Source organism: Kitasatospora sp. NPDC028961 (assembly GCF_055564815.1).
The window spans coordinates 778,798-804,710 of sequence record NZ_JBVHVO010000001.1 but is presented as its reverse complement, the minus strand read 5'-3'; the positions used below and the strand labels follow the sequence as shown (position 1 = coordinate 804,710).

Sequence of the window (25,913 nt, the reverse complement as noted above, 5' to 3'; positions counted from 1 at the left end):
GAGTCACCGCACATGACCGCACCGCACCCGGCCCCCTCCCGGGTCGCCGTCCTCGGCGGCACCGGCTTCATCGGCCGCGTGGTCGGCGCCCGCCTGCTGGAGCAGGGCGCCGAGGTCGTCAGCCTCGCCCGCAAGGCCCCGGCCGTGCCGGCGCCCGGCCGGTTCGTCGCCTTCGACATCTCCTCCGACGCCGCCGCCGACCTCACCGCGCTGCTCGACCGCGAGCGGATCGACACCGTCGTCAACGCGGCCGGCGGCATGTGGGGCCTGAACGACGAGCAGATGTACCAGGCCAACGTGGTCCTGGTGGACCGGCTGATCGAGGCCGTCTGCGCGATGGCCTCCCCCGCTCGCCTGGTCCACCTCGGCACCGTGCACGAGTACGGCATGGCGCCGGTCGGCACCAGCCAGCGCGAGAGCGACCCCGCCGCGCCGGTGATGGAGTACGGCAAGCTCAAGCTCACCGCCACCGAGGCCGTCGTCCGCGCCGTCGAGGCCGGCCGGCTGGACGCGGTGTCGCTGCGGCTCGGCAACGTGGTCGGCGCCGGCCAGCCCGGTCACAGCCTGCTCGGGGTGATGGCCGCCAAGCTGGACGCCGCCCGCCGGGCCGGCGAGACCGCTCAGCTCTCGCTGCAGCCGCTCACCGCCCAGCGCGACTTCGTCGACCTCGGCGACACCCTGGACGCCGTGCTGCTCGCCGCCGTCCGCCCGGACGTGCCGCCGGTCGTCAACATCGGCACCGGCGCCGCGTCCTCCGCCCGGCTGCTGGTCGAGCTGCTGATCGAGGAGAGCGGGGTGCCCACCGAGATCACCGAGGTCCCCGCGCCGGACGGCACCGGCCCGGAGACGGAGTGGCAGCAGCTCGACATCACCGTCGCCCGCGAGCGGCTCGGCTGGGAGCCCCGGCGCACCCTGCGCGAGGCCGTCCGCGACCTCTGGGAGGCCCAGATCGCCGCTCCGCAGGCGTAAGCAGGGCCGGGCCCCGGGGACCGCGCGGTCTGCCCGACGCGCGGCTCCCGGGGCCGGCTCCGATCCAGCCCTCGAGGACCTCATGAGACCCCGCAGTCTGTTCCACTCCCGGGGCACACTGGCCGAGTTGTTCTCCGGCCGTGCCAACAGCTTCGGCCTGCTGCGGCTGTTGCTGGCCACCTCCGTGGTCGTCTCGCACGTCTATCCGCTCGCCTGGGGCCATCTGGACCCGCTGTGGAAGCAGAGCGGCGAGCAGACCGACATCGGGAAGATGGCCGTGGTCGGCTTCTTCGTCCTGTCCGGCTTCATGATCACGGGCAGCGGGCGGCGGACCACCGTCGGCCGCTTCGGCTGGCACCGGCTGCTGCGGATCCTGCCCGGCCTCTGGGGCTCGCTGCTGATCTCCACCCTGGTCATCATGCCGCTGCTGTACCAGTGGCAGCACCACACCCTGGACGGGTTCTGGGGCCACCCCAACGGCCCGAAGACCTACCTCACCGGCACCTGGAACACCTCGCTGACCGGCGGCTGGGACGTCTCGGGCGTGATGGCGGAGGGCGTCCGGCGCGGCACCAACTTCGACGGCAGCGTCAACGGTGCGCTGTGGTCGCTCAAGTACGAGCTCCTCTGCTACCTCGTCGTCGCGACGCTGGCGGCCGGCGGAGTCCTGCTGCGGGCCCGCCGCTTCGTACCCTTGGCCGCGGCCGGGCTCTGGGTGCTGATCCTGAACGACTGGCTGGACGCACCCGGCTGGCGGGGCATCCCGGGGGACCTGGGCTCCGGCGTGAACGTCCCGTTCCTGGGCTCGCTGAGCGTCCACTTCATCGTCCACCTGACCTTCGTCTTCCTGATCGGCGCGACCTTCCAGCTCTACCGGGAGCGGGTACCGGTCCACGACGGCCTGGCGCTGCTGGCCGCGCTGACCCTCCTGGCCACGCTGCGCTGGGGCGGGGTCTTCGTGATCGGCTACCCGGCCTTCGCCTACCTGCTGCTCTGGCTCGCGATCAGGCTCCCCGCGCCGTTCCAGCGGGTCGGCCGCAGGGCGGACTACTCGTACGGGATCTACATCTACGGCTTCACGGTCGAGCAGGCGCTCGCGATGCTCGGCTACGCGAGGTACGGCACCGTGGGCTTCCTCGCCTGCGCACTGGCCGGCACGCTCGTCCTGGCCGCGCTCTCCTGGCACCTGGTCGAGTCGCCGGCGATGCGCCTCAAGGACTGGACGCCCGGGCCGGTCGCCCGGCTCAAGGACCGTCGCCGGCGCGACGGTACCCCGGACGCCCCGGCGGAGCCGAAGCCCGTCCGCTCGACCTGAGCGGGAACCGGTGCCGGGCCCCCGACCAGGGGCCCGGCACCGAGAGCCACCGGCCCGGGGCGCGCCCGGTCAGTCCTTGAACACCCAGACCTTCATCAGCAGGAAGCGGACGACGGTGGCGAGGCCGTTGGCCACGATGAGACCGCCCACCTCCACCACCTTCGTCGCGTGCGGCGCCACGACGTCCAGCAGGGCCAGCACCCCGCTGCTCAGCCCCAGCCCGATCAGGAACGCCACCGCGCCCTGGAGCTGGTGGCGCAGTGCCCCCTCGGAGCCGGTGATCCCGAAGGTGAAGCGCCGATTGGCCGCGGTGTTGGCCACCGCGCTCACCGCCAGGGCGATCAGGTTCGCCGCCTGGGGGTTCACGAGCTGCCGCGCGCCCACGTACAGGCCCAGGTAGAAGAGCGTGCTCAGCACGCCGATCACCAGGAAGGACGGGACCTGGCGCTTGGCCGAGCCGCCCGGCTGCTCCGCGGCCCGACCGTCCTGTGTCGGCACGGTCGGCTTGTCGGTGGAGACCATCTGGATGCCCATGATTCGATCGTCGGGTCAGGAGAGCTCGTACACGGCCACCCGGCCGTTGTCGAACACCTGCTTGGCCAGGTCCTTGAGGAGCGGCGACTCGACGCCGGCCTTGCGCTCGACCACGAGGTAGCGGACCCCGTGGTCGTCGTTCAGACGGCGCAGGACATCCGGTGTGGGGTGGTAGAAGGCGTCCTCGTTGAGCTTGAACAGCGCCTCGTCCCAGAAGGGGGCCGTGGTCGCCGCCTGGCCCCCCGCCGTCGCCATGAGCCGGGGTGCGTACGCCCAGCCCTCGATCAGCACCGAGCGTTCGGAGTAGGCGCCCAGCCAGTGCGAGCGGTAGTTGTCGCACCAGGGGCCGTTGGCGTAGTCGTCGAACTGCCAGCAGTGGCTGTTGGTGGCCACCACATCGCTGGGATCACTGTGGCTCCGCACCCAGCGCGCCCCGTCGACCTGGGTGGCGGGCAGGATCCACGTCCCCTCCCAGACGACGTTTCGCGCCTGCAGGACGTCCAGGGCCAGCCCCGGCACACCGACGGCCAGCGTCATGGTCAGCAGGACGATGCCGCCCCGACGCCGCAACGACGGGACGACCCGCGCCAGACCCCACCAGACCGAGGCGCAGACCAGGGCGAGAACTGCCAGGCCGCCCGCCGCGACCAGGGCCGGCACCAGCGGGGAGTACGACTTCCAACCGCCCGTTCCGCCGAGGACCCGGTAGGCGAACGCCGACCAGTCGGCGGCATGGCGGTAGAACACGAAGGTCAGCACCGCGATCAGCACCAGCACACCGGCGCCCAGCACGACCTTGGCCCGGCCCCGGAGAGCGGCCCGGTCAAACGCCTCGCAGTAGCCCCAGGCCGAGAGCAGGGCCCCGAAGGGCAGACCCGCCAGGGTGAAGTAGCTGGCGTTGAATCCGAAGACGGCCAGATAGGCGGCCGGCCCGGCCAGCGCGCCACCGAGCAGGAACCACTGCACCGGGTCCAGCCTGAGCCGCCTGCGCCACATCAGCGGCACGATGCCCGCCAGCTTGAGCTGATGGTTCAACACGAACATGATCAGCGTCGCGCCGACCACCGCCGCCTGCGCCGTCGCCGTCCGGTTGTGCTGCGGGTCGGCCCAGTAGGCCTGGATGTTCCCGAAGGGGATGACCTCCAGGCCGTAGCTCTCGAAGTTGAAGATCGCAGCCGTCGCGAAGATCTGCGCCGCGGCCACGACGGCACCGAGACCGACGATGGTCCAGGGGACGCGCCGGGTGCCGATCAGGACCATGAGCCCGGCGAAGGCCAGGCCGGCGAGCGTGACCGGAAGGGAGCTCGCCTTGGCAGCGCTCGAAGCCAGCGCAAACAGCGCGGTCAGCACGAAGGCACCGCGGCCGAGTGCCGGGATGCCCCCGTCGGCCCCCTCCCTACCCCGCCTCAGCGCGTCGCCGACGACCCCGATCAGCGCGATCAGCAGCGGCTGGCTGTACGCCAGCGACAGGCTCGCGAAGGACATCAGCCGCACGGCCGGAGCACCGAAGGTCCAGCTGCTGACGTTGTTCGGGTACGCCGCGGTGAACTCGCCCACCGCGAAGACCAGTACGGCCGCCACCGGCCCCGCCCAGGCCCTGCCGCTGAGCCGCTGGGCGACCACCGCGGTGATCAGGACACCCAGTGCACTGAGGGCCGGAACCATCAAGCGCATCTCGATCACCGGCAGGTCGATGTGCCCGACCAGGTCACCCATCGCCATGTGGGCGAAGGTGAACCAGTGGTAGTGCAGGGGCTCGCCCGCCGCCTGAGGCAGAGTCAGCGGAAAGTTCTGCTTGGCGTTCCCCGCGAGCGAAAGCAGGTAGGGCAGGTCGCCGTACTGACGGGTGGTCTCGTCCTGCGGCAGGATCGGGAACCGGGAGAGGAACACTTCGTAGTAGTAGACCGAGGTGAGCGCGACCGCGCCCGCCATCGCCCACGACCAGCCCTCCGTCTGCCGGCGATAGCCGGTCGGCCGCCAGTGCCGGCGCAGTGCGGGAACCGCCGCGAAGGGCACGACCACGAGCAGCGGCCAGGCGATCGCCAGGTCCTGCAAGCCGCACGAGACCAGCAGAGCCCAGGCGCCGAGTTCGAGGACGAGTCCGGTGGCGGCGCCGAGGACGAGGTCCTCGACCAAGGTGTGGGGGCGCCGCCGCAGCGCCCGGAACACCAGGGTGCCGGGCAGCAGCACGGCCCAGACCGCGTAGCCGGTGTAGCGGGCGACGTCGGCCGGCGAGGTATCCGCGGCCAGCAGCAGGGCGGCGAACACCAGGTAGGCCGCCACGGCCGGTGCGAACTGCCGCAGTCGCCGCAGGACCGGCTCGACCGCCTGATCGACCGTCAGCGGTACAGGCCCGCCGGGTCTACCGGGCCGGTCTCCGCCGGACTCCTGCGTCGGGGTTGCGGTTCGTTCCGTGCCCATGCTGTCCGTTCTGTCGTGCCGACTCTGCCAACGTGCCGCGACCACGCGCGACACGGCTCCGTCAGTGGTCGTGCCGCCGCCGCTGACCGAGCGTCTGTCAGCCTGCGTACGAGGCCTCGCTCGGGCGGGCGGTGGCCGGGGCGCCCTCTTCCGCGGAGTCGAAGCCGACGAAGTAGGCCGGCCGGGCTTGCGCCGCCGAGTAGATCCGGCCGACGTACTCGCCGAGCAACCCGATGCAGACCAGTTGGACGGCGCCGAGGAAGAGCATGCCGACGAACAGCGAGGACCAGCCGGGCACGGTCTTGCCGAGCGCGTACTCGACCGTGGTGTAGATCCCCAGGCAGAAGCAGAGCACGAAGCTCAGCAGGCCGAGCCAGGTGGCGAGCCGCAGCGGGCTGGCGGAGAAGTTGGTGATGCTGTCGATGGCGAGACGGACCATCTTGGACAGCGGGTAATGCGTGCTGCCCGCGACCCGCTCCTCGCGGACGTAGACGACCTCGCCGCTGGGGAAGCCCAGCCACGGGACCAGCAGGCGGTAGACCGGCTGGTGCTCGGGCATCGCCTTGAGCGCGTCCACCGCGGCGCGGCTGAGCAGGCGGAAGTCACCGGCCTGGTTCGGCATGTTCTTGCCGACCAGCTTGCGCATCAGCCAGTAGTAGGCGCCGGCCGTACGCCGCTTGAAGAAGGTGTCGGTGCCGCGGTCGCCGCGCACGCCGTAGACGATGTCGAGGTTCTTCTCGCGGGCGAGCGCGAGCATCTCGGGGATCTTCTCCGGCGGGTCCTGCAGGTCGGCGTCGATGGACACCACGTAGTCGCCGTGGGCGCGGTGGATGCCCGCGGTCAGCGCCGCCTGGTGACCGGAGTTGCGCGCGAAGCGGACGATCCGGAACTCCGGCCAGTCCTGGTGGATCTTCTGCATGATCGCCGGCGTGGCGTCGGTGCTGCCGTCGTCGATGCCGACGACCTCGTAGTCGATCCCCAGCTCGTCCAGGATCGGGCGCAGGCGCTGGACCGTCAGCGGCAGGGCCTCCTGCTCGTTGTAGATCGGCATCACGACCGAGAGCAGCGGGACCGGTCGGACCGCCGGGCCATCTGCCCCGGCTGTTGAGTTGAACATTGTTGTTCGCCTGTCCCCTATGTGTCCGAGAGCGACCGTGAAGGTATGACCCGTGCTGGGACGACACACCAGCGGGAATTCTTCTCCCTCCGTACCCGGAGGATCATGGACAGCGAGGAGGGAGAAATCAGTGAGGGGCCAGGATAGCAGCACGATCCAGACAACCAATGAAGGGCCCTGCCACTTGATCCACACGGTGCGGACACATCTGACACGCCGAAGGGCCCCGCACACCGAGGTGTGCGGGGCCCTTCGGACTTCACCTGTGTGACACAGGCAGGTCCAGAGCCTCGATTACTTGAGGATCTTGGTGACCTGGCCGGCGCCGACGGTGCGGCCACCCTCACGGATGGCGAACTTCAGGCCCTCCTCCATGGCGATCGGCTGGATCAGCACGACCGTCATGGCGGTGTTGTCGCCCGGCATGACCATCTCGGTGCCCTCGGGGAGGGTCACGACGCCGGTCACGTCCGTGGTACGGAAGTAGAACTGCGGGCGGTAGTTGTTGAAGAAGGGGGTGTGACGGCCACCCTCGTCCTTCGACAGGATGTAGGACTGGGCCTCGAACTCGGTGTGCGGGGTGACCGAACCGGGCTTGATGATGACCTGGCCGCGCTCGACATCCTCGCGCTTGATGCCACGGAGGAGCAGACCGACGTTCTCACCGGCCTGGCCCTCGTCGAGCAGCTTGCGGAACATCTCGATACCGGTGACCGTGGTGGTGGTCTTGGTCTCCTTGATGCCGATGATGTCGACAGTCTCGTTGACCTTGAGGATGCCACGCTCGATACGACCGGTGACGACGGTGCCACGACCGGTGATCGTGAAGACGTCCTCGATCGGCATCAGGAACGGCTGGTCCACGGCGCGGGCCGGGGTCGGGATGGCCTCGTCGACCGCGTGCATCAGGCCGAGGAGCTTCTCGCCCCACTCCTTGTCGCCCTCCAGCGCCTTCAGCGCGGAGACGCGGACGACCGGCAGGTCGTCGCCCGGGAACTCGTACTCGGAGAGGAGCTCACGGACCTCGAGCTCGACGAGCTCCAGGATCTCCTCGTCGTCCACCATGTCGGCCTTGTTCAGGGCGACGACGATGTAGGGGACGCCGACCTGGCGGGCCAGGAGGACGTGCTCCTTGGTCTGCGGCATCGGGCCGTCGGTGGCGGCGACGACGAGGATCGCACCGTCCATCTGGGCCGCACCGGTGATCATGTTCTTGATGTAGTCCGCGTGACCCGGGCAGTCGACGTGGGCGTAGTGACGCGCCTCGGTCTGGTACTCGACGTGCGCGATCGAGATGGTGATACCGCGCTGCCGCTCCTCCGGCGCCTTGTCGATCTGGTCGAACGGCGTGAAGGGGTTGATCTCCGGGTACGCGTCGTGCAGCACCTTGGTGATGGCCGCGGTAAGGGTCGTCTTACCGTGGTCGATGTGACCGATGGTGCCGATGTTGACGTGGGGCTTCGTCCGCTCGAACTTCGCCTTCGCCACTGCAGTCCTCCTGAGGACAGTTCTGTACGCCGTGCTGACGTCAGTTGGTCTTTGATCGGGTTGGGTATGCGGCGCTGGAGTGCGCCCCATGCCGTCCCGCGGGTGGGGGCGGAGGCCCCCGGGGGAATCCGAGTGGGTTCCCCCGGGTTCGCCTCCTAATAGCCTAAGGGTTCGCAATCGTCCCGAATGTCGGGATGTCCTGCGAGCTCGGGCAAGGACTCGGCTCGCGCCGGTCCTTACTCGCCCTTGGCCTTGGCGATGATGTCGTCCGCCACGTTCCGCGGAACCTCGGCGTACGAGTCGAACTGCATCGAGTAGCTTGCGCGACCAGAGGTCTTGCTGCGCAGGTCACCGACGTAGCCGAACATCTCGGAGAGGGGCACCAGCGCCGAAACGACGCGGGCACCGTAACGCTCGTCCATGGACCGGATCTGGCCACGGCGAGAGTTGATGTCGCCGATCACATCGCCCATGTAGTCCTCGGGCGTGGTGACCTCGACGGCCATCATCGGCTCCAGCAGGGTCGGAGAGGCCTTGCGGGCGCCCTCCTTGAATGCCATCGAGCCGGCGATCTTGAACGCGAGCTCGGAGGAGTCGACGTCGTGCGAGGCACCGTCGAGCAGCGTCACGCGGACACCCTGGAGCGGGTAGCCGGCGAGCACGCCGAACTCCATGGCCTCCTGGCAACCGGCGTCGACCGAAGGGATGTACTCCTTCGGCACGCGGCCACCGGTGACCTTGTTGACGAACTCGTAGCCCTCGCCGGACTCGATCGGCTCGATCGCGATCTGGATCTTCGCGAACTGGCCGGAGCCACCGGTCTGCTTCTTGTGCGTGAAGTCGATGCGCTCGACGGCCTTGCGGATCGTCTCGCGGTACGCGACCTGCGGCTTGCCGACGTTGGCCTCGACCTTGAACTCACGCTTCATACGGTCGACCAGCACCTCGAGGTGCAGCTCGCCCATACCCGCGATGATGGTCTGGCCGGTCTCCTCGTCCGTGTTGACCTGGAAGGACGGGTCCTCCTCGGCCAGGCGCTGGATGGCGGTACCGAGCCGCTCCTGGTCGCCCTTGGACTTCGGCTCGATCGCGACGCGGATGACCGGGGCCGGGAAGTCCATGGACTCCAGGATGACCGGGTGCTTCTCGTCGGACAGGGTCTCACCGGTGGTGGTCTGCTTGAGACCCATGACGGCGACGATGTCGCCGGCGCCCACCGACTCGATCTCCTCACGCTTGTTCGCGTGCATGCGGTAGATCTTGCCGATGCGCTCCTTGCGGCCCTTCACCGCGTTGAGGACGGCGGTGCCGGCCTCAAGGCGCCCGGAGTAGATCCGGACGAAGGTGAGCTTGCCCAGGTGCGGGTCGGACATGATCTTGAACGCCAGAGCCGCGAGCGGCTCGTCGTCCGACGCCTTGCGGGAGATCTTGACCGTGTCGTCGCCGGGCTTGGTGCCCTCGATGGACTCGATGTCCAGCGGCGACGGCAGGTAGTTGACGACCGCGTCGAGCAGGGGCTGAACGCCCTTGTTCTTGAAGGCGGTGCCGCAGAAGATCGGCGTGAAGTCCGAGTTCAGCGTGCCCTTGCGGATCGCGGCGATCAGCAGCTCCTCGGGGACGGCCTCGCCCTCCATGGCGAGCTCCATCACCTCGTCGCTGACGGTCGACACGGTGTCCAGCAGCTGCTCGCGGTACTCCTCGGCCTGGTCCACCAGGTCGGCCGGGATGTCGACGATGTCGTACATCTCGCCCTTGGCGGCCTCGGCCGTCCAGACCAGCGCCTTCATGCGGACCAGGTCGACAACGCCCTGGAAGTCCGCCTCGGCACCGATCGGGAGCTGCATCACCAGCGGGGTGGCGCCGAGGCGCTCCACGATGGTGTCGACGCAGAAGAAGAAGTTCGCGCCCGTGCGGTCCAGCTTGTTGATGAAGCAGATGCGCGGGACGCCGTAGCGGTCAGCCTGCCGCCACACGGTCTCGGACTGGGGCTCCACGCCGGCGACACCGTCGAACACCGTGACGGCACCGTCGAGGACGCGCAGCGAACGCTCCACCTCGACGGTGAAGTCGACGTGACCCGGGGTGTCGATGATGTTGATGGTGTTGTCGACGCCGTCGAGCGTCCAGTGACAGGTCGTCGCGGCCGACGTGATCGTGATGCCGCGCTCCTGCTCCTGCTCCATCCAGTCCATGGTGGCAGCGCCATCGTGGACCTCACCGATCTTGTACGAGACACCGGTGTAGAACAGGATCCGCTCGGTGGTGGTGGTCTTGCCCGCGTCGATGTGCGCCATGATCCCGATGTTGCGGACCCTGGCGAGGTCAAGGGAGGTTGCAGCCATGGTGGCTCGTTCTCTCTCTGTCTAGTGACGGGGTTCGGACTACCAGCGGTAGTGCGCGAAGGCCTTGTTGGACTCGGCCATCTTGTGGGTGTCCTCGCGACGCTTCACGGAAGCGCCCAGGCCGTTGCTGGCGTCGAGGATCTCGTTCATCAGGCGCTCGGTCATGGTCTTCTCGCGACGGGCGCGGGAGTAACCGACCATCCAGCGCAGCGCCAGGGTGCTGGCGCGGCCCGGACGGACCTCGACCGGAACCTGGTAGGTCGCGCCACCGACACGGCGGGACTTGACCTCAAGAGCCGGCTTGACGTTCTCCAGCGCGCGCTTCAGCGCCACGACGGGGTCGGAGCCGGTCTTCTCGCGGACGCCCTCGAGGGCGCCGTAGACGATCCGCTCGGCGGTGGAGCGCTTGCCGTGCAGCAGGATCTTGTTGACCAGCTGGGTGACGACCGGGGAGCCGTAAACCGGGTCGATGATGACCGGGCGCTTCGGGGCGGGGCCCTTACGAGGCATTCTTACTTCTCCTTCTTGGCGCCGTAGCGGCTGCGAGCCTGCTTGCGGTTCTTGACACCCTGGGTGTCGAGCGAACCGCGGATGATCTTGTAGCGGACACCAGGAAGGTCCTTCACACGACCACCGCGCACCAGCACGATGGAGTGCTCCTGCAGGTTGTGGCCCTCGCCCGGGATGTAAGCGGTGACCTCGATCCCGCTGGTGAGGCGCACACGGGCGACCTTACGAAGCGCCGAGTTCGGCTTCTTCGGGGTGGTCGTGTACACACGCGTGCAGACGCCGCGACGCTGGGGCGAGCCCTTCAGCGCGGGAGTCTTGTTCTTCTCGACCTTGTCCTGCCGGCCCTTTCGGACCAGCTGCTGGATCGTAGGCACCGTTTCTCCGTTTTCTGTGTGCCAAGGCTTGGTAAAACTAACCTGCGGTGTCTCCATCGCACACGACCCCGTGGTCGACCCACGCGGTCGGGTGTGTTGGGCTTATTCCGACACGGAATCCCATGAGCTGATGTACAGCGACGGCGCTCAACGCGCGGAGCGCTGGGAGGCGCTCCGGCTCGGCGCGGCGGCCGGTGTGCATGCACGCACAAGGACCCGGGGACACCCCAGGCACAAGGTCAGAGCGTACCTAGCGCATCGGGCTCGGTCAAAACAAATGCAACGCCGCAGGTCGCGGCGGTGGCCGGGCGGCGCCGGGGTGTCGCGCGCACGACTTCCCGGTGACGAACCGCTCTTCTGCCGCTCTACCACACCCCGGCGGGCGCCGCCACCGGGGCGGGCGCCCGCCGGGGGGCCGGGCGGGCGGGGGCGATCGGCCGGTCAGGCGCTCAGGTGCTGAGGCGCTCAGGCCATCAGGCGATCAGGCGATCAGGCGATCAGGCGATCAGGGCCAGCATCAGCAGGGTGTAGACGGCGCTGGCCAGGTAGCCGAAGACCAGGCCGACCGTGGCCATGGTGTCGCCCTCCTCGTTGCGCTCCCGGATCTGGGCCTTGGCGATGTGCCCGGTGATCACGGCCGGCAGCCCGAGCCCCATCAGGCCGAGCACCATCGACGCCACGGCCGTGCTGTTGGTCGGGCGGGTCGGCACCGGCGGGGGCGGCAGCAGGAAGGTCTGCGGCACCGGCTGGCCGACCGCCGTCATCGGCGGCATCGGCGTCACCATCGGGCCGGAGGGCAGATCGGCCACCAGCCGGGCCAGCTCGCCGTACGTCTGCGCGGCGCTCGCCGCGTCGAAGCGCTGGCCGTACTCGTCGGCGGAGAGCCGGCCCTCGGCGTACGCGGCCTTCAGCACGTCGACGGTGCGGTCCCGGTCGGTGTGGGCCGCCCGCATCGCCGACTGCGGCATCGGCGCCGGCTGCGCGTAGGACTGGGCGTACGGCTGCGGCTGCGCGTACGGCTTGGCCGGTACCTGGGGCGGCCGTCCTCCGTACCCGGGGCCCTGCTCGCCCCACGGTTGAACGGCCATCCGCCACCTCCGACACCCCGGCGCGCCGTGCGCGCTCACTGGCCTTCATAGTGCAGGACGAACAGGGGGCCTGAGTAGTTGCCACTTTCCGCGACCTGCCTCGGCGGCCCCCGAGGAGCGCCTCACACTCACCCGTTCGGCCCAGTCTCGCCCAAGATCATCAATCCGGACGACAGCCCGCCCCGGGCGATGGCAGGCTGGCCTGGACATTCACCCGTTTCCCAGCAGAGAAGGCCGCCATGCAGGCGTCAGCACCGCCGTCCCCGGTCCCCGCGTCCCCGGTCCCCGCCGCCGTCAGCATCCAGGGGCTGTGGAAGCACTTCGGCAGCCAGGCGGCGGTCGCCGGACTGAGCCTGGAGCTGCCGGCCGGCGCGTTCATCGGCCTGGTCGGCCCGAACGGCGCCGGCAAGACCACCACGCTCTCCATGGTCACCGGCCTGCTCCGACCCGACCAGGGCACCGTCCTGGTGCACGGCGCCGACGTCTGGGGCGACCCGGTCGCCGCCAAGGCCCGGATCGGCATCCTGCCCGAGGGCCTGCGGATGTTCGAACGGCTCAGCGGCCGCGAACTGCTGCAGTACAACGGCCGGCTGCGCGGCCTGCCCGGGGCCGAGGTGGACCGCCGCGCCGAGGAGCTGCTGGCCGTCCTGGACCTCGCCGGTGACGCCGACAAGCTGGTCGCCGACTACTCCACCGGGATGCGCAAGAAGATCGGCCTGGCCGCCGCGCTGCTGCACAACCCCGACGTGCTCTTCCTGGACGAGCCCTTCGAGGGCGTCGACCCGGTCTCCGCCCAGACCATCCGCGGCGTGCTCAAGCGCTACGCCGCGGCCGGCTCCACCGTCATCTTCTCCAGCCACGTCATGGAACTCGTCGAGCAGCTCTGCGACTGGGTCGCCGTGGTCAACGCCGGCCGGGTGATCGCCCAGGGCCCGCTGGACACCGTGCGCGGCGACCGCAGCCTGCACGAGGCGTTCCTGGACCTGATCGGCGTCCGCGAGGACGACGGCCAGGCCCTCGGCTGGCTCGGGGGCGAGCGGTGAGCTCCACCCGCGCCGACACCGGGGTCCGCACCGCCCGCGCGACCGTGCCCGACGGGCGCGTGGTCGTCCGCACCCTGGTGTCGCTCAAGCTGCGACTGCTCCGCAACGGCCTGCGGCGCAGCCGCGGACGCGCCGTGCTCTACGTCGTCGGCACGGTGGCCGGCCTGCTGTTCGCCTCGCTGATCGCGTTCCTGCTGGCCCTGCTGAACGGGCACGCCGGCGCCGGTGACGCGGGCGTGATGCTGGTCGGCGCCCTCACCATCAGCTGGGCCGCGCTGCCGCTGTTCCTCTTCGCCAGCGACGAGAGCGCCGACCCGACCCGCCTCACCATGCTGCCGCTGCGCCCCGGCCCGCTGCTGCGCGGCTCGGCGCTGGCCGCGCTGCTCGGGCCCGGCCCGCTGGTCGCCCTGGTGCTGGTCACCGGCGCGGCGCTGTCCGGCGCGGACGGCGCCGCCTCGGCGGCGGCCGCGGTGGTCGGCGTCCCGCTGACGGTGCTCACCCTGGTGACGCTCTCCCGCGCGGTCGCGGCGGGCAACGCCCGGCTGCTCTCCAGCCGGCGCGGCAAGGACTTCGCGATCTTCGGCGGTCTGCTCTTCGCGCTGCTGATCCAGGTCGCCAACGTCGGTTCGCAGAGCGTCTTCGGCAAGCCGGGGAAGGACGGCCTCGACCTCAGCCCGCTGGCACCGATCGCCTCGGTGCTGCGCTGGGTGCCGCCGGTCGGCGCGGCGGACGCCGGACGCACCGCCGGTGAGGGGCGGTACGGGCTGGCGCTGCTCCAGCTGGCCTCCACGGCCGTCGTGCTGGCCCTGCTGCTGCGCTGGTGGCGGGCCAGCCTCCAGCAGCTGATGGTCACCGCCGACGCCTCCACCCTGGAGGTGGCGCGCGGCGTGCAGGCCTCGCGCGGCTGGGGCTTCCTGCCCGCCGGCCGGACCGGCGCGGTGATGCAGCGCCACCTGCGCTACGCCTGGCGGGAGCCGCGTGCCAAGGCCGCCGTCTTCACCAGCATCGGGATGACGGTGGTGATCTGCGTGCTCTCGGTGGTCCAGGGCTGGTCGACCGTCTACCTGGTGGCCGCCACCGGGATGTTCCTCGGTCTGCAGATGCTCAACCTGTTCGGCATGGACGGCTCGGCGTTCTGGATGGTCGCCGCGACCCTGCTGACCCCCGCCGACGCCCGCGAGGAGCTGCGCGGGCGGGCGTTCGCGATCCTCTCCTACGCGGTGCCGGTCACCCTGGTGCTGGCGCTGCTGCTGGCCGCCGTCACCGGTGACTGGGCCGGTCTGGCGCCGGCGTTCGGCCTGGCGCTCGGCCTGCTCGGCTGCGGCATCGCGATCGGCGCGGTGCTCAGCGTGCTGGCCCCGTACACCATGCCGTCCGACAACAACCCGATGCGCAACGCCGCCCCCGGCCAGGGCGGGCTGGTGATGCTCAACAGCTTCGGCTCGATGTTCGGCGCCGCGCTGCTCAGCCTGCCGGTCTCCGGCTACCTCGGCTGGGCGCTGCTCTCCGACGGCCCGGCCTGGCCGGTGCTGGCGCTCGGCCCGCTGTACGGCGCGCTGGTCGCCTTCCTCGGCATCCGGCTGGCCGCCGGCCGCCTGCTGGAGCGTGCCCCGGAGATCCTGGCCAAGGCCGTCGAACGCTGACGGCCACCCCGTCGGGCACCCCCGCGAGCGCCCGGTCCCCGTCGTCGGGGCCGGGCGCTCCGGCATCATGGGCGGAGGCCGCCCCGACCGCGGGACGGGCACGACGAGAGCAGGCGACACCGTGGGCAAGCGCAGGCAGCAGGGCGGGACCGGGGCGGACGGGAGCGCCGGACCGCTACTGGAGCAGGCGGTGCGAGCGGTGCTGACCGCACCGGACGAGGGGCTGGACCTCGCCCTGGACACCGGCGCCTCGCTGCTGGCCGCCTCCCCCGCCCAGTGGCCGGCGGTGAGCCGGGCGCTGCTCGGGTACGCGGACACGGCGGTCGGGCGCTGCTGGTCGGCGGGCTGGCGGCCGGCCGACCTGGCCCGGGTGGTGCGGCGGGAGCTGAAGCCGGTGCACCTGGCCCTCGCGGTGGACCTCATCGCCGCCGAGAACCGCCGCCACCCGGCGGCCACCACCGACCGGCGCTGGCAGGAGCAGCTGCGCGAGCTGGAGACCGCGGTGTGGTGGCCGGCCGACGAGGCGTACCTGGGTGCCTTCGCCGACCGCCACCGGCTGGACCGGTTCGCGCTGGCCACCAACGTGCTGGAGCTGCTGCGCAGCTGGGGCCGGCTGCCCCCGATCGCCCCGGTCGGCCCGGGTCCCGGGCCGGGCGGGCAGGCCCCCCGGGCGGAGCGGCGGGCCGCGGGCCCGGTGCCGGGCGAGCCGCGGATGCTGTCCCGGATCCGGGCGCTGCTGGCGAAGGCCGAGTCCACCGAGTACCCGGAGGAGGCCGAGGCGCTGACCGCCAAGGCCCAGCAGCTGATGGCCCAGCACAGCATCGACGACGCGCTGCTGGCGGTCGGCGGCGAGGACCGCGACGCCCCGGCGGCGCTGCGGATCGGCGTGGACAACCCCTACGAGGTCCCGAAGACGATGCTGCTGGACGCGGTGGCGGCGGCGAACCGGTGCCGGGTGGTCTGGGCGAAGGAGTTCGGCTTCTGCACCATCATCGGCTTCGACGGCGACCTGGACGGCGTCGAGCTGCTCTACACCTCGCTGCTGGTGCAGGCGACGCACGCGATGAACAAGGCCGGTTCGCGCCAGCACCTGGACGGCGCCTCGCGCACCAAGGCGTTCCGGCACTCCTTCCTGGTCGCGTACGCGGCGCGGATCCGTGAGCGGCTGACCGCCGCGACCGAGCAGGCCACCAGCGACGCGGCGGCCGGGCGGCACCTGCGCGAGGACGGCACCGCTGAGCAGCTGGTGCCGGACGAGCGGCTGCTGCCGGCGCTGGCGGCCCGGACCGAGGCGGTCGACCAGCAGGTCGGGCGGATGTTCCCGAAGCTGGTCTCGCAGCGGGTCCGGGTGAGCGACGGCGAGGGCTGGGTGGCGGGCCGGGCGGCGGCCGACCGGGCCGCCCTGCACGGCCGGGCCGGGGAGATCCGGCGGTAGCGGTCGGGCCTGATAGAACGGACGTCGGCAGGGCCGGTCCGGCCGGTCCGGCCTCGGCCCGACCGGCCGGGCGGGCCCCGGGAGCAAGGGGGAGCGACGGTGGCGGTGACGGAGTCGGGGTATGCCGACCGGGTACGCGGGGCGCTGCTCGGCGGGGGCGTCGGCGACGCCCTGGGCTGGCCGGTGGAGTTCCAGCAGCTGCAGCAGATCCGGGAGCAGTACGGCCGGGCCGGGGTGACCGGGCTGCCCGGTGGCGGCCGGATCGCCGAGGTCACCGACGACACCCAGATGACGCTGTTCACCGCCGAGGGGCTGATCCGCGGCTTCGTCCGGGGCTGGTCGGGCGGCGGCGGATCGGTGCCGGAGGCCGTCCACGGCGCCTACCGGCGCTGGCTGCTGACGCAGCAGCAGGGCGCCCCGGACCAGAATCCGCTCCCCCGCCCGTACGACGGCTGGCTGCTGCGGCAGCCGTTCCTGTACGCGCGGCGGGCGCCGGGCAACGCCTGTCTGAGCGGGGTGTCGTACCACCCGGAGTTCCGGGCACCGGCGCCGTTCGGGCAGCCGGGGCCGATCAACGCGCACTCCAAGGGGTGCGGCACGGTGATGCGCTCGGCGCCGTTCGGGCTGGCCCGGCTGGGCGTCGAGCAGTCCTTCGGGCTGGCCGCGCAGTGCGCGCAGCTCACCCACGGGCACCCGACCGGCTACCTGGCGGCGGGCGCGTTCGCGTCGCTGGTCGAGCGGCTGGTGGACGGGGTCGAGCCGTGGACGGCGGTCGGGCAGGTCGTCGAGCAGACCCGGGACTGGCCGGGCTCCAAGGAGACCGTCCTGGCGCTGCACCGGGCGGTGCGGGTGGCCGAGGAGGCCGAGCCCTCGGCGGAGGCGGTGGAGCGGGTCGGGCTCGGCTGGATCGCCGAGGAGTGCCTGGCGATCGCGGTGTACTGCCTGCTGGCGGCCGCGTCCGGGCCGGACCCGGCCCGGACGGCGCTGCTGCTGTCGGTGAACCACTCCGGGGACAGCGACTCCACCGGCGCGGTCTGCGGCAACCTGGTCGGCGCGGCGTACGGCGCGGCGGCCCTGCCGACGGCCTGGACCGAGGCGGTCGAGGGCACGGAGACGCTGCTGCGGGTGGCGGACGACCTGCTGGTGCTGTTCGGCAGCCGCGAGCCGACCCACCCGGCCCTGGACGGGCGCTACCCGGCCTGGTGACCCGGGCGGGCCTGGTGGTCGGACGGGGCCGGGTGACCGGGCGGGTCGCCGGGGCGGGCCGCCGCACGGCCCCGGCGGCGCCGGTCACCCGGCCTGCGGGTCGGTGACCTGGCCGAGGAAGAGCGGGCGGCCGGTCGTGGTGTCCCTGATCAGGAACAGGAACGGCCGGTCGATGTGCAGTTCCTCGGCCCTCTTGGGGACCGCCCCGGCCGCCGCCTCGATCCCGACGCCGCTTCCGGCGGCGGCCACCGTGCCGTCCTCGTCCACCTGCACGGTGGCCTTCTGCACCACCGTGCCGACCTTCAGCCGCTCGTCCGTCCCCGGTCCGGGGATGCCGCCGAGGTCCGCGGCGTCGAAGGCCGCGGCGACCCCGAGCGCCCGCAGGGTCGGCGTCAGCTCGTTGGCGGTCTCGAAGTGGAAGCGCGGCAGGGTGAGGTCGACGGAGCGCTCGGTGAGCGAGTCGAGGATCGTCGTGAGCTGGGCCTGGTCCAGGCCCTTGCGGAAGGCCTCGAACCCGCCCTGGGCGGGCACCAGCAGGTCCATCGCCATCCCGCCGTCCGCGTAGGGCAGTTCGACGGCCTGCCAGGGCTGGCCGAGGATCCCGCCGGAGCCGTCGGCGTAGCGCAGGGTGCCGGTCCGGGCCATCGTGGCGACGGACGGGGTCGAGCCGTCCGGCCGGTGGAACGGCCGCTCGGAGGTCTGCGAGGCCTTGAACGGGGTGGCCCACCTCGCCTTCAGGTAGAGCGCGTCGGTGAGCGCCAGACGGGTGTCCTGGTTGATCGTCCGCTCGGCGAAGAGGTCCTTGATCCGGCCCTCGGTCGCCTTCTCCACCGTCGCGTTGACGGTCCTTCGGGCGCTCTCCGGGTCCTTGCGGAAGTCGGCGGTGTGCACGCCGGTGCCGAAGGCGGCGGCGAGGGTGGCCAGGTAGCCCTGGTCGAGCGGGAAGCCCTGCTGGACCCAGAGGTCGTCCGCCTGACGCAGGGTCAGGCCCTCGGTGGGCGGGCCGGTCCGGTTCAGGGCGCCGGTGGCGAGGGCGTACTGCTGCGGGGTGAGCTCGGTGTGCAGGGCCTTGGCGAGTTCGTCGGCGGTGGCGCCGCGGGCACCGGGCAGCACCATGGCGAGCACGGTGGCCAGGCCGGACGGCGAGAGCACGAGGTTGCGGCCGGCCCCGTCGGGCGTGGCGGTGAGGGTGTGCAGCAGGTCCAGGCCGAAGGCGTTGGTGGCGGCGGCGGTCGCCGCGACGTGGGCCGGGTCGGCCGGCGGGGCGGAGGTGGGTGCGGGGGCCCGGACGACCTGGTCCGCGACGCCGGTGCTGCCGCAGCCGGTGAGCAGCGGTGCGGCGAGCGCGGCGACGAGGACCGGGGCGAGGAGCGGGGCCGCCGGGCGGCGGCGGGTGCGACTGCGGGTGCTGCGCGTGCGACTCGTCATGGCGGTTCGACGCGGCGCCCGCCGGACCGGTTCCCCCGCCCGACCGGCTCCCCCGCCCCCGGGGCCGGGGTCAGTCCCAGAGCGCGCCGAGCGCGAGCAGCTCGTCCCGGTGCTCGATCCGCTCGACCCAGTCCGCCGGCCAGGCCGACGCGCCCAGGTGCGCGCCGGCGAAGGCGCCGGTCAGGCAGGCGAGGGAGTCGGAGTCGCCGGAGGAGTAGGCGGCCCGGCGCACGGCGGCCACCGGGTCGTCGGGCAGCAGCAGGAAGCAGAGCAGGCCGGTGGCGAGCGCCTCCTCGGCGATCCAGCCCTCGCCGGTGGCCAGGCACGGGTCCGCCTCGACGTCGGGCTCGGCGAGCGCCGCGTCCAGCCGGTCGAGGACGCCGAGGCACTCGTCCCAGCCGCGGGCGGCGAAGCGCTCGGGCGAGGGGTCCTGGGCGTGCGCCGCGAGGTCGCCGAGCCAGCACTCGTCGTACCGGGTGCGGGCGGCCCGCGCGTACGCGCGCAGCTCGGCGGTCAGGGCGGCCGGCGCCAGGCCGGCGGCGAGCCTGCGGACCGCGTAGGCGGTGAGGTCACTGGCCGCGAGCGCGGTCGGGTGGCCGTGGGTCAGCGCGGACTGCAGCTGGGCGGCGCCGGAGAGCTGGCGCGGCGTCAGCTCCCTGACCAGGCCGATCGGCGCGACCCGCATGTTGGCGCCGCAGCCCTTGGAGCCGAGGTCGCTCGCCTCCTGCCAGCGGCGGCCGTCGCTGAGCCGCTGGCAGGAGGCGAGGCAGGTCATCCCCGGCGCGCGGTTGTTCTCGGGCGAGCGCCACCAGTCGACGAACTCCTCGCGCAGCGGCCGCTCCAGCTGCGGCGGGCCGAGCGGGCCGAGCTCCAGGGCGGTGCGCAGGGCCCGTCCCAGAGCGAGCGTCATCTGGGTGTCGTCGGTGACCAGGGCCTTCTTCGGCAGCGGCAGTCGGCGCCAGTCGGGGTCGTGGGCGGCGATCAGCTCGATCGTGCGGAATTCGGTCATCCGCCCCAGGGCGTCGCCGAGCGCCAGGCCCAGCAGTGTTCCGGTCGCCTTGTCCACGGCTCCCCCTCAGATCTCGACCAGCAGTTCCTCCAGCCCCCGGATCACGTAGCCCGGGCGCCACCGCGGCTCGCGGACCAGCCGCAGGCCGGGCGCCCGGCGCAGCAGTGCGCCGTAGGACTCGGTGAGCTCCAGTCTGGCGAGCGGGGCGCCGAGGCAGAAGTGGATTCCGGCGCCGAAGGTGACGTGCGGGTTGTCGGCACGGCCGAGGTCGAGCCGGTCCGGGTCGGCGAACCGGGCCGGGTCCCGGTTGGCGGAGCCGAAGAGCAGCGCGACCTCGGAGCCGCGCGGGACGGTGACGCCGCGGACCTCGATGTCCTCCAGCACCCAGCGTTCGAACATCTGGAGCGGGGTGTCCCAGCGCATCAGTTCCTCGACCGCGGTGGGGAGCAGCTCGTCCACCGAGCCGCGCAGCCGGGCGAGTTCACCGGGGTTGCGGAACAGCGCCCACCAGCCGTTGCCGGTGGTGTTGACGGTCGCCTCGTGGCCGGCGTTCAGCAGCAGCACGCAGGTGGAGACCATCTCCTGCTCGCTGAGCGCGTCGGCGCCCTCCTGGGCCTGGATCAGCGCGCTGATCAGGTCGCCACCGGGCTCGGTCCGGCGCTCGCGGATCAGGGCGCGCAGGTAGTCCGAGAACTCGGTGCTCGCGGTGACGGCCCGGCGGGCGGCCTCCTCGGTCGGGTTGAGTTCGAACATGCCGGTGATGTCGGCGGACCACGGCCGCAGCAGGTGCCGGTCGCCCTCCGGTACGCCCAGCATCTCGGCGATCACCGCGACCGGCAGCGGCTCGGCGACGGCGGCGACCAGGTCGCCGCCGCCGGCCGCGAGCAGCCCGTCCACGAGCTCCGCGGCGAGCCGCCGGACGGTCGGGCGCAGCCCCTCGACCATGCGCGGGGTGAAGGCCTTGGAGACCAGCCGCCGGATCCGGGTGTGGTCCGGCGCCTCCAGGTCGAGCAGCCCGTGGTCGTTGAGCGTGTGGAACGGTTCGTGCGCCGGGTCGGGCGCGGGCCGGCCGAACTCCTCGTGGGTGAAGCGGTGGGTGTACGTCCGCCCCAGCCGCCGGTCCCGCAGCAGCGCGCTGACGTCCTCGTGGCGGGACACCAGCCACTGGCCGGTCGGCTCGTAGTACGTCACCGGGGCGTGCTCGCGCAGCTCGGTGTACGCGTCGTAGGGGTGGGCCACGAACGCCGCCGACCAGGGGTCGAACTTCGCCGTCGTCGTCATCGGTCGATCACTCCTGGCCGTGAGGGGGAGCCGGGGTGATCATCGTACGCAGCCGGCCGGTCCGGTCCACTAGGCCTGCTCGGCCACCAGCCGGCGGACCAGGGCCGGGAGCGCGGTGGAGATCGGCTCCCGGATCACCTCGTCCGCCGCCTCGTCGAACGGCGTGGGCTCGCCGTTGACGACGACCAGCCGGGCACCGGACTCCAGCGCGATCTGCGGGAGGGCGGCCACCGGGTACACCTGGAGGCTGGTCCCGACGGCGACGAACAGGTCGCAGGCCCGGGCCACCGCGTCGGCCCGCTGGAGCACCACCGGGTCCAGCGCCTCGCCGAACATCACCGTGCGGGGCTTGAGCACCCCGCCGCACGCCCGGCAGGCCGGGTCCGGCTCACCGGCGGCGACGCGTTCCAGCGCCTCGGCCGTCGGGCCGACGACGTGGCAGCGCACGCACTCCACCTCCCGTGCGGTGCCGTGCAGTTCGAGCACCTTGCGGGCGGGCAGCCCGGCCCGCTGGTGCAGGCCGTCCACGTTCTGAGTGAGCACCCGCACCGGCAGGCCGCTGCGCTCCAGCTCGACCAGCGCGAGGTGGCCGGCGTTCGGCTCGGCGGCCAGCGCGCCGGTGTCCCGGCGCAGCAGCCAGGCCCGGCGGCGGACGTCCGGATCGGCCAGGTAGGGGCCGATGGTGACGAGTTCCTGGGCCCGCGGATCGCGCTGCCAGAGGCCGTTCGGGCCGCGGTAGTCGGGGATGCCGGAGTCGGTGGAGACGCCGGCGCCGGTGAGAACGGCGATCAGCGGGCGCTTGGCGGTCATGCCCGGGACGTTACGGGCCCGCCGCCGCGCGCCGCCACCGGAATTCCCCGGGCACGACGGGCCGGCCGCCCACCCCCGTGCGAACGGCCCGCCCGCTCAGGCCGCGACCGGGCGACGCACCCCGCCGAACCCCGCCAGCGGTGCCAGCGCCGCCAGGTAGAGCGCGGCGGCCGGCGGGATCAGCGCCAGGTCGGCGGCCGTCATCGCCGTCCCGACCAGCACCAGCACCGGGCTCCACCACCGCAGCGCCCGGGTCGCCCCGGCCGAGGCGGCGACCAGCAGCGCCAGCAGGCCGACGTAGAACAGCAGCGGACCGACCGAGTAGAAGGCCGGCAGCACGCCCGGCCGGCTCTGGATGCCGTCGAACAGCCGGTGCTGGTCGGCCTTGTCCACGGCGACCGCCCCCACGTACAGGTCGATCCCGATCTGGACCACCGAGGCCGCCAGTCCCGCGAAGGCCACCGCCGTGGCCGCGTTCGCGGCGATCCGGCCGGCCGGACGGCGCGGCGCGAGCAGCCCGCGCAGCGCGGCGAGCAGCGGACCGAACAGCAGCAGCCCCGCCAGCATCAGGGCGTGGCCCACCGTCCAGCCGGGGCCGGGCTCCCGTGAGCCCTCCAGCAGCCGGACACCGCCGTACAGCGCCATCAGGACGGGGGCGCCGACGGCGGCGATCGGGGTGAGGCGGTCGAGCCTGGTGACGGTCATGGGTGTGCTCCGCTTCGTGAGTGCGTTTCCGACACTCCGGATGCTGTCCGCCGGGCCCCTCGTCGCGGATCACCCGCCCCGGCGATCCCGCCGGCTCCCCCGCGCGGGGGACTCCCCCGGGCCGGGCCGCGGTCAGCCCTCCCCCGCGACGACCGCCCCCGCCTCGTACGCGAACACCACCGCGTGCACCCGGTCCCGCAGCCCCAGCTTGCCCAGCACATTGCTGACGTGCGTCTTCACGGTGTGCTCGCTGACCACCAGCTCGGCGGCGATCTCCGCGTTGGAGAGCCCCCGGGCCAGCAGCCGCAGCGTCTCCCGCTCCCGCAGGGTCAGCTGCTCCAGCAGCCGGGACGGCGCCCGGACGCCCTGCGCGGGCGGCCTGGCCCCGCCCGGCCGGCGGGCGGCGAACTCGCCGATCAGCCGGCGGGTCACCGACGGCGCCAGCAGCGCCTCGCCCGAGGCCACCATCCGCACGCCGTGCGCCAGGTCGTCCCGGCGGACGTCCTTGAGCAGGAACCCGCTCGCCCCGGCGTAGAGCGCGTCGAAGACGTAGTCGTCGATGTCGAAGGTGGTCAGCATGATCACCTTGGTCTCCGGGTAATCCGCGCAGACCCGGCGGGCCGCCTCCAGGCCGTCCATCACCGGCATCCGGACGTCCAGCAGCAGGACGTCCGGGCCGTGCTCGCGCACCGCCTCGACCGCCTCGGCGCCGTCGCGCGCCTCCGCGACCACCTCGATGTCCGGCTGTGCGTCCAGGATCATCCCGAACCCGGCCCGCACCAGCTCCTGGTCGTCCGCGACGACCACCCGGATCGGCTTCACCGGCCCCCCCTCTCCCTCGACGCACCCTCGCCCAGCGGCAGCCTGGCACTCACCAGGAAGCCGTTCCCCTCCGGTCCCGGCCCGGCCTCGGCCCGCCCGCCGCAGGCCGCGGCCCGCTCCCGGATGCCGACCAGCCCGCGCCCGCCGGACCAGTCCGCCGCGCGGTCCGCCGGCCGGCGCACCCCGCGCCCGTTGTCGGACACCACGACCTCCAGCACCCCGCCCGAGCGGACCACCCGCACCGCCGCCCGGTCCGCCCCGGCGTGCTTGACCGTGTTGGTCAGCGCCTCCTGCACGATCCGGTAGGCGGCCGCCTCCACGTCCGCGGGCAGCGGGCCCGGCGTGCCTTCCGGGTCCAGCTCCAGCTCCACCCGCAGCCCCGCCCCGCGGACCCGCTCGACCAGGCCCGCGAGTTCGGCCAGCCGCGGCTGCGGCGCCAGCTCCGGAGCCGCGCCGTCCTCCTTCAGCACCCCGAGCACCCGCCGCAGCTGCACCATCGCGTCCCGGCCGGAGTCGGCGATGGTGTCGAAGGTCCTGATCGCCCGCTCCGGGTCCTTGTGCACCACCAGCGGGCCGGCCTCCGCCTGGATCACCATCAGCGACACGGCGTGCGCCAGGATGTCGTGCATCTCCCGGGCGATCCGGCCGCGCTCCTGCGCCACCGCGCGCGCCGCGTCGCTGGCCGCCCGCCGGCCGGCCTCCCGGGCCCGCTCCGCCTCCACCTGCGCCAGCCGGCGCAGTTCGCGCACCAGCGAGCCGAAGACGAAGGCACCGACCGAGGTCAGCAGCGAGAACAGCATGCCGTTGAGCGAGTGGGTCCCCACCACGTTAGCCGCCACCACCACGGCCAGCACCGCCCAGCGCTGCCGGTCCGGCGCGCGCTCGGCCACCGTGTACACGGTGATCACCGCGTACAGCGGCAGCTGCGGCATCACCGGGTGCGCCACCACCGAGAGCACCGCCGACACCCCGCCGCTGACGGCCATCACGGCGAGCGGGGCCCGCCGCCGCCAGGGCAGCGGAAGCGCGGTGCCGAGCGCCAGCAGATAGACCCACCAGGGCCGGGTGACGTCGTCGTGGTACACCGCCCAGAACGAGACCCCGGCCGATCCGACGGCCAGCAGGGTGTCCAGCACGTAGGGGCTCACCCCGGCGAACCGCGCCCGCCAGGCCCGCCCCGGCGCGAACCGGTCCTCGTCCACGTACCCCCCGTACCCGGGGACCCCGCCCCCGCGGAGAAGATCATGCCCTACCGGCAGCACCGTGGGCACCGGCCCGTCAGGCACCGCCGACCGTCACGCCGCCGGTCTCGGCCCGCGCCGTGATGCTGCGCGCCGCCCCCGCCGCGCGGGGCACCTCCACCGAGACGTCGCCCGTCCCGGCGCTCGCGTCCACCGCGTACGCCTGCCCCGCCGGCACCCGGACCCGGACCCCGCCCGTCCGCGCCCGGACCTCCACGGTGGTCGGGCTCCCCGCGAAGGAGGCCTCGATCCCGCCCGTCCCGGTGCTCAGCCGCACCACCGGCGAGGTCAGCCCGCTCGCCTCCACACCACCGGTGCCGGCCTTCACCTCCACCTCGGCGGCCAGCCCGGACAGCCGCACCCCGCCGGTCTCCGTGCCGACCCGCACCCGGGTGCCGGCCGGCACGTCCACCTCGTACCCGACCCCGCAGTTGTCGCAGTCGTAGCGCAGCGTCAGGGTGCCGTCCCGGACCTCGTGGCTGCTCGTCGGCGCCGCGCCCCGGTAGTTCTGGTGCTCGGTGACCCGCACCGCCTCCCCGCCGCCGCGGATCGTGACCCCGCCGGTGCGCCCCTCGACCACCAGCTCCCGCACCGGCCCGTCCACGCCGTAGCCGACGTCCCGCCGCTGCTCGTCGCCCGGCAGACAGCCCGACACCCCGGCCAGCACCGCCCCGGTGACCGCCATCGCACCCAGTACCCGCTTCATCGCCGACTCCCCTCCACGTCCGTCGTTCCGACGCCGCCCAGCCTCCCCCGCCGCCCCCGGCCGGCGCCTCGCCCTCCCGAGCGGTTCCCCCGGCTCCCCCGCGCGAGGGAGGCGCGCGACCCCGGGAACGCCGAAGGGCCCGGAGGCTGAATGCCTCCGGGCCCTTCACTGTGTAGCGGGGACAGGATTTGAACCTGCGACCTCTGGGTTATGAGCCCAGCGAGCTACCGAGCTGCTCCACCCCGCGTCGGTAAACACGACTCTACGCGACTTCGTCCGGGGAACCTAATCGGTTTGATATTCGCCCCCGCCAACGGCCCCGCGGAGCCGGTGCGGAGCCTGCGCCGCGTCCTCTCCGACCCCCCCCCGCCCGCCCTCGTTCGGACCCCGGAAGGCCCCGGGAACGCCGCCGGGCGGCCACCCCCG

Annotated in this window: 22 protein-coding genes and 1 tRNA gene; 6 read left to right on the top strand and 17 right to left on the bottom strand. The window is 72.7% G+C overall.

The annotated features are described in order from the left end of the window. The first annotated feature begins 12 nt into the window (after positions 1–12). Together ACZ4UX_RS03605 and ACZ4UX_RS03600 are read left to right on the top strand one after the other, a co-directional pair. On the top strand, positions 13–969 hold the full coding sequence (locus ACZ4UX_RS03605) for an NAD-dependent epimerase/dehydratase family protein (protein WP_329488137.1): 957 nt from the start codon (positions 13–15) through the stop codon (positions 967–969). Between the two features lie 82 nt (positions 970–1,051). Further along, positions 1,052–2,284: an acyltransferase family protein gene (locus tag ACZ4UX_RS03600; protein ID WP_465705295.1), complete on the top strand. Its 1,233-nt coding sequence runs from the start codon at positions 1,052–1,054 to the stop codon at positions 2,282–2,284. Positions 2,285–2,353: 69 nt separating this feature from the next. On the opposite strand, the gene ACZ4UX_RS03595 is transcribed toward ACZ4UX_RS03600, so the two are convergent. The 8 genes from ACZ4UX_RS03595 to ACZ4UX_RS03560 all read right to left on the bottom strand — a co-directional run bounded on the left by ACZ4UX_RS03595 (position 2,354) and on the right by ACZ4UX_RS03560 (position 12,158). Beyond that, positions 2,354–2,818 (bottom strand): GtrA family protein, encoded by a 465-nt coding sequence (locus ACZ4UX_RS03595; RefSeq protein ID WP_465705293.1) that lies wholly within the window; start codon positions 2,816–2,818, stop codon positions 2,354–2,356. Between the two features lie 15 nt (positions 2,819–2,833). Then, positions 2,834–5,101, bottom strand: a complete 2,268-nt coding sequence (locus tag ACZ4UX_RS03590; protein ID WP_465705291.1) for a hypothetical protein — start codon at positions 5,099–5,101, stop codon at positions 2,834–2,836. 235 nt (positions 5,102–5,336) lie between these two features. Continuing rightward, complete coding sequence (locus ACZ4UX_RS03585) at positions 5,337–6,290, bottom strand: glycosyltransferase family 2 protein (protein ID WP_465705289.1); 954 nt, start codon at positions 6,288–6,290, stop codon at positions 5,337–5,339. 360 nt (positions 6,291–6,650) lie between these two features. Further along, positions 6,651–7,844: an elongation factor Tu gene (gene tuf, locus ACZ4UX_RS03580; RefSeq protein ID WP_329488145.1), complete on the bottom strand. Its 1,194-nt coding sequence runs from the start codon at positions 7,842–7,844 to the stop codon at positions 6,651–6,653. 236 nt (positions 7,845–8,080) lie between these two features. Further along, positions 8,081–10,186 (bottom strand): elongation factor G, encoded by a 2,106-nt coding sequence (gene fusA / locus ACZ4UX_RS03575; protein ID WP_329488147.1) that lies wholly within the window; start codon positions 10,184–10,186, stop codon positions 8,081–8,083. 39 nt (positions 10,187–10,225) lie between these two features. Beyond that, positions 10,226–10,696, bottom strand: a complete 471-nt coding sequence (rpsG, locus tag ACZ4UX_RS03570) for a 30S ribosomal protein S7 (RefSeq protein ID WP_148644378.1) — start codon at positions 10,694–10,696, stop codon at positions 10,226–10,228. Between the two features lie 2 nt (positions 10,697–10,698). Further along, entirely contained in the window at positions 10,699–11,070 is a 372-nt protein-coding gene (rpsL, locus tag ACZ4UX_RS03565; RefSeq protein WP_014144289.1) for a 30S ribosomal protein S12, read from the bottom strand. A gap of 497 nt (positions 11,071–11,567) precedes the next feature. Beyond that, positions 11,568–12,158: a DUF1707 and DUF4190 domain-containing protein gene (locus tag ACZ4UX_RS03560; protein ID WP_329488149.1), complete on the bottom strand. Its 591-nt coding sequence runs from the start codon at positions 12,156–12,158 to the stop codon at positions 11,568–11,570. Positions 12,159–12,397: 239 nt separating this feature from the next. On the opposite strand from ACZ4UX_RS03560, the gene ACZ4UX_RS03555 reads away from it, so the two are divergent. The 4 genes from ACZ4UX_RS03555 to ACZ4UX_RS03540 all read left to right on the top strand — a co-directional run bounded on the left by ACZ4UX_RS03555 (position 12,398) and on the right by ACZ4UX_RS03540 (position 17,485). Then, complete coding sequence (locus tag ACZ4UX_RS03555; RefSeq protein WP_465705287.1) at positions 12,398–13,201, top strand: ABC transporter ATP-binding protein; 804 nt, start codon at positions 12,398–12,400, stop codon at positions 13,199–13,201. Next, entirely contained in the window at positions 13,198–14,844 is a 1,647-nt protein-coding gene (locus ACZ4UX_RS03550; RefSeq protein ID WP_359803466.1) for a GumC domain-containing protein, read from the top strand. Before ACZ4UX_RS03555 ends, ACZ4UX_RS03550 begins: the two co-directional genes overlap by 4 nt. Before the next feature lie 121 nt (positions 14,845–14,965). Beyond that, positions 14,966–16,279, top strand: a complete 1,314-nt coding sequence (locus ACZ4UX_RS03545) for a DUF2786 domain-containing protein (RefSeq protein WP_465705285.1) — start codon at positions 14,966–14,968, stop codon at positions 16,277–16,279. A gap of 105 nt (positions 16,280–16,384) precedes the next feature. Next, on the top strand, positions 16,385–17,485 hold the full coding sequence (locus tag ACZ4UX_RS03540; RefSeq protein WP_465705283.1) for an ADP-ribosylglycohydrolase family protein: 1,101 nt from the start codon (positions 16,385–16,387) through the stop codon (positions 17,483–17,485). Between the two features lie 84 nt (positions 17,486–17,569). Here the strand turns inward: ACZ4UX_RS03540 and ACZ4UX_RS03535 are convergent, their stop codons facing one another. The 9 genes from ACZ4UX_RS03535 to ACZ4UX_RS03495 all read right to left on the bottom strand — a co-directional run bounded on the left by ACZ4UX_RS03535 (position 17,570) and on the right by ACZ4UX_RS03495 (position 25,734). Continuing rightward, on the bottom strand, positions 17,570–18,913 hold the full coding sequence (locus tag ACZ4UX_RS03535; RefSeq protein WP_465705281.1) for a serpin family protein: 1,344 nt from the start codon (positions 18,911–18,913) through the stop codon (positions 17,570–17,572). Positions 18,914–18,983: 70 nt separating this feature from the next. Then, complete coding sequence (locus ACZ4UX_RS03530) at positions 18,984–19,922, bottom strand: ADP-ribosylglycohydrolase family protein (protein ID WP_465705417.1); 939 nt, start codon at positions 19,920–19,922, stop codon at positions 18,984–18,986. A 66-nt stretch (positions 19,923–19,988) separates the two neighbouring features. After that, complete coding sequence (locus ACZ4UX_RS03525) at positions 19,989–21,203, bottom strand: cytochrome P450 (RefSeq protein WP_329488156.1); 1,215 nt, start codon at positions 21,201–21,203, stop codon at positions 19,989–19,991. A gap of 69 nt (positions 21,204–21,272) precedes the next feature. After that, complete coding sequence (locus ACZ4UX_RS03520) at positions 21,273–22,013, bottom strand: SIR2 family NAD-dependent protein deacylase (RefSeq protein WP_329488158.1); 741 nt, start codon at positions 22,011–22,013, stop codon at positions 21,273–21,275. 96 nt (positions 22,014–22,109) lie between these two features. Further along, positions 22,110–22,718, bottom strand: a complete 609-nt coding sequence (locus tag ACZ4UX_RS03515) for a hypothetical protein (protein ID WP_329488159.1) — start codon at positions 22,716–22,718, stop codon at positions 22,110–22,112. Positions 22,719–22,850: 132 nt separating this feature from the next. Beyond that, on the bottom strand, positions 22,851–23,540 hold the full coding sequence (locus ACZ4UX_RS03510) for a response regulator (protein WP_465705278.1): 690 nt from the start codon (positions 23,538–23,540) through the stop codon (positions 22,851–22,853). Continuing rightward, entirely contained in the window at positions 23,537–24,742 is a 1,206-nt protein-coding gene (locus ACZ4UX_RS03505) for a sensor histidine kinase (RefSeq protein WP_465705276.1), read from the bottom strand. Before ACZ4UX_RS03505 ends, ACZ4UX_RS03510 begins: the two co-directional genes overlap by 4 nt. 76 nt (positions 24,743–24,818) lie before the next feature. Next, the gene (locus tag ACZ4UX_RS03500; protein ID WP_465705274.1) at positions 24,819–25,487 is read right to left on the bottom strand and encodes a DUF4097 family beta strand repeat-containing protein; all 669 of its coding nucleotides are present in this window, start codon (positions 25,485–25,487) and stop codon (positions 24,819–24,821) included. Between the two features lie 173 nt (positions 25,488–25,660). Beyond that, positions 25,661–25,734 (bottom strand) — tRNA-Met (locus ACZ4UX_RS03495). Between the last annotated feature and the right edge of the window lie 179 nt (positions 25,735–25,913).

Coding starts and splice junctions, on each gene's coding strand:
- ACZ4UX_RS03500 (WP_465705274.1), bottom strand. CDS start 25,487: ATGAAGCGGGTACTGGGTGCGATGGCGGTCACCGGGGCGGTGCTGGCC.
- rpsG (WP_148644378.1), bottom strand. CDS start 10,696: ATGCCTCGTAAGGGCCCCGCCCCGAAGCGCCCGGTCATCATCGACCCG.
- fusA (WP_329488147.1), bottom strand. CDS start 10,186: ATGGCTGCAACCTCCCTTGACCTCGCCAGGGTCCGCAACATCGGGATC.
- ACZ4UX_RS03515 (WP_329488159.1), bottom strand. CDS start 22,718: ATGACCGTCACCAGGCTCGACCGCCTCACCCCGATCGCCGCCGTCGGC.
- ACZ4UX_RS03520 (WP_329488158.1), bottom strand. CDS start 22,013: ATGACCGCCAAGCGCCCGCTGATCGCCGTTCTCACCGGCGCCGGCGTC.
- ACZ4UX_RS03560 (WP_329488149.1), bottom strand. CDS start 12,158: ATGGCCGTTCAACCGTGGGGCGAGCAGGGCCCCGGGTACGGAGGACGG.
- ACZ4UX_RS03595 (WP_465705293.1), bottom strand. CDS start 2,818: ATGGGCATCCAGATGGTCTCCACCGACAAGCCGACCGTGCCGACACAG.
- ACZ4UX_RS03525 (WP_329488156.1), bottom strand. CDS start 21,203: ATGACGACGACGGCGAAGTTCGACCCCTGGTCGGCGGCGTTCGTGGCC.
- ACZ4UX_RS03535 (WP_465705281.1), bottom strand. CDS start 18,913: ATGACGAGTCGCACGCGCAGCACCCGCAGTCGCACCCGCCGCCGCCCG.
- ACZ4UX_RS03600 (WP_465705295.1), top strand. CDS start 1,052: ATGAGACCCCGCAGTCTGTTCCACTCCCGGGGCACACTGGCCGAGTTG.
- ACZ4UX_RS03555 (WP_465705287.1), top strand. CDS start 12,398: ATGCAGGCGTCAGCACCGCCGTCCCCGGTCCCCGCGTCCCCGGTCCCC.
- ACZ4UX_RS03585 (WP_465705289.1), bottom strand. CDS start 6,290: ATGCCGATCTACAACGAGCAGGAGGCCCTGCCGCTGACGGTCCAGCGC.
- ACZ4UX_RS03605 (WP_329488137.1), top strand. CDS start 13: ATGACCGCACCGCACCCGGCCCCCTCCCGGGTCGCCGTCCTCGGCGGC.
- ACZ4UX_RS03530 (WP_465705417.1), bottom strand. CDS start 19,922: ATGACCGAATTCCGCACGATCGAGCTGATCGCCGCCCACGACCCCGAC.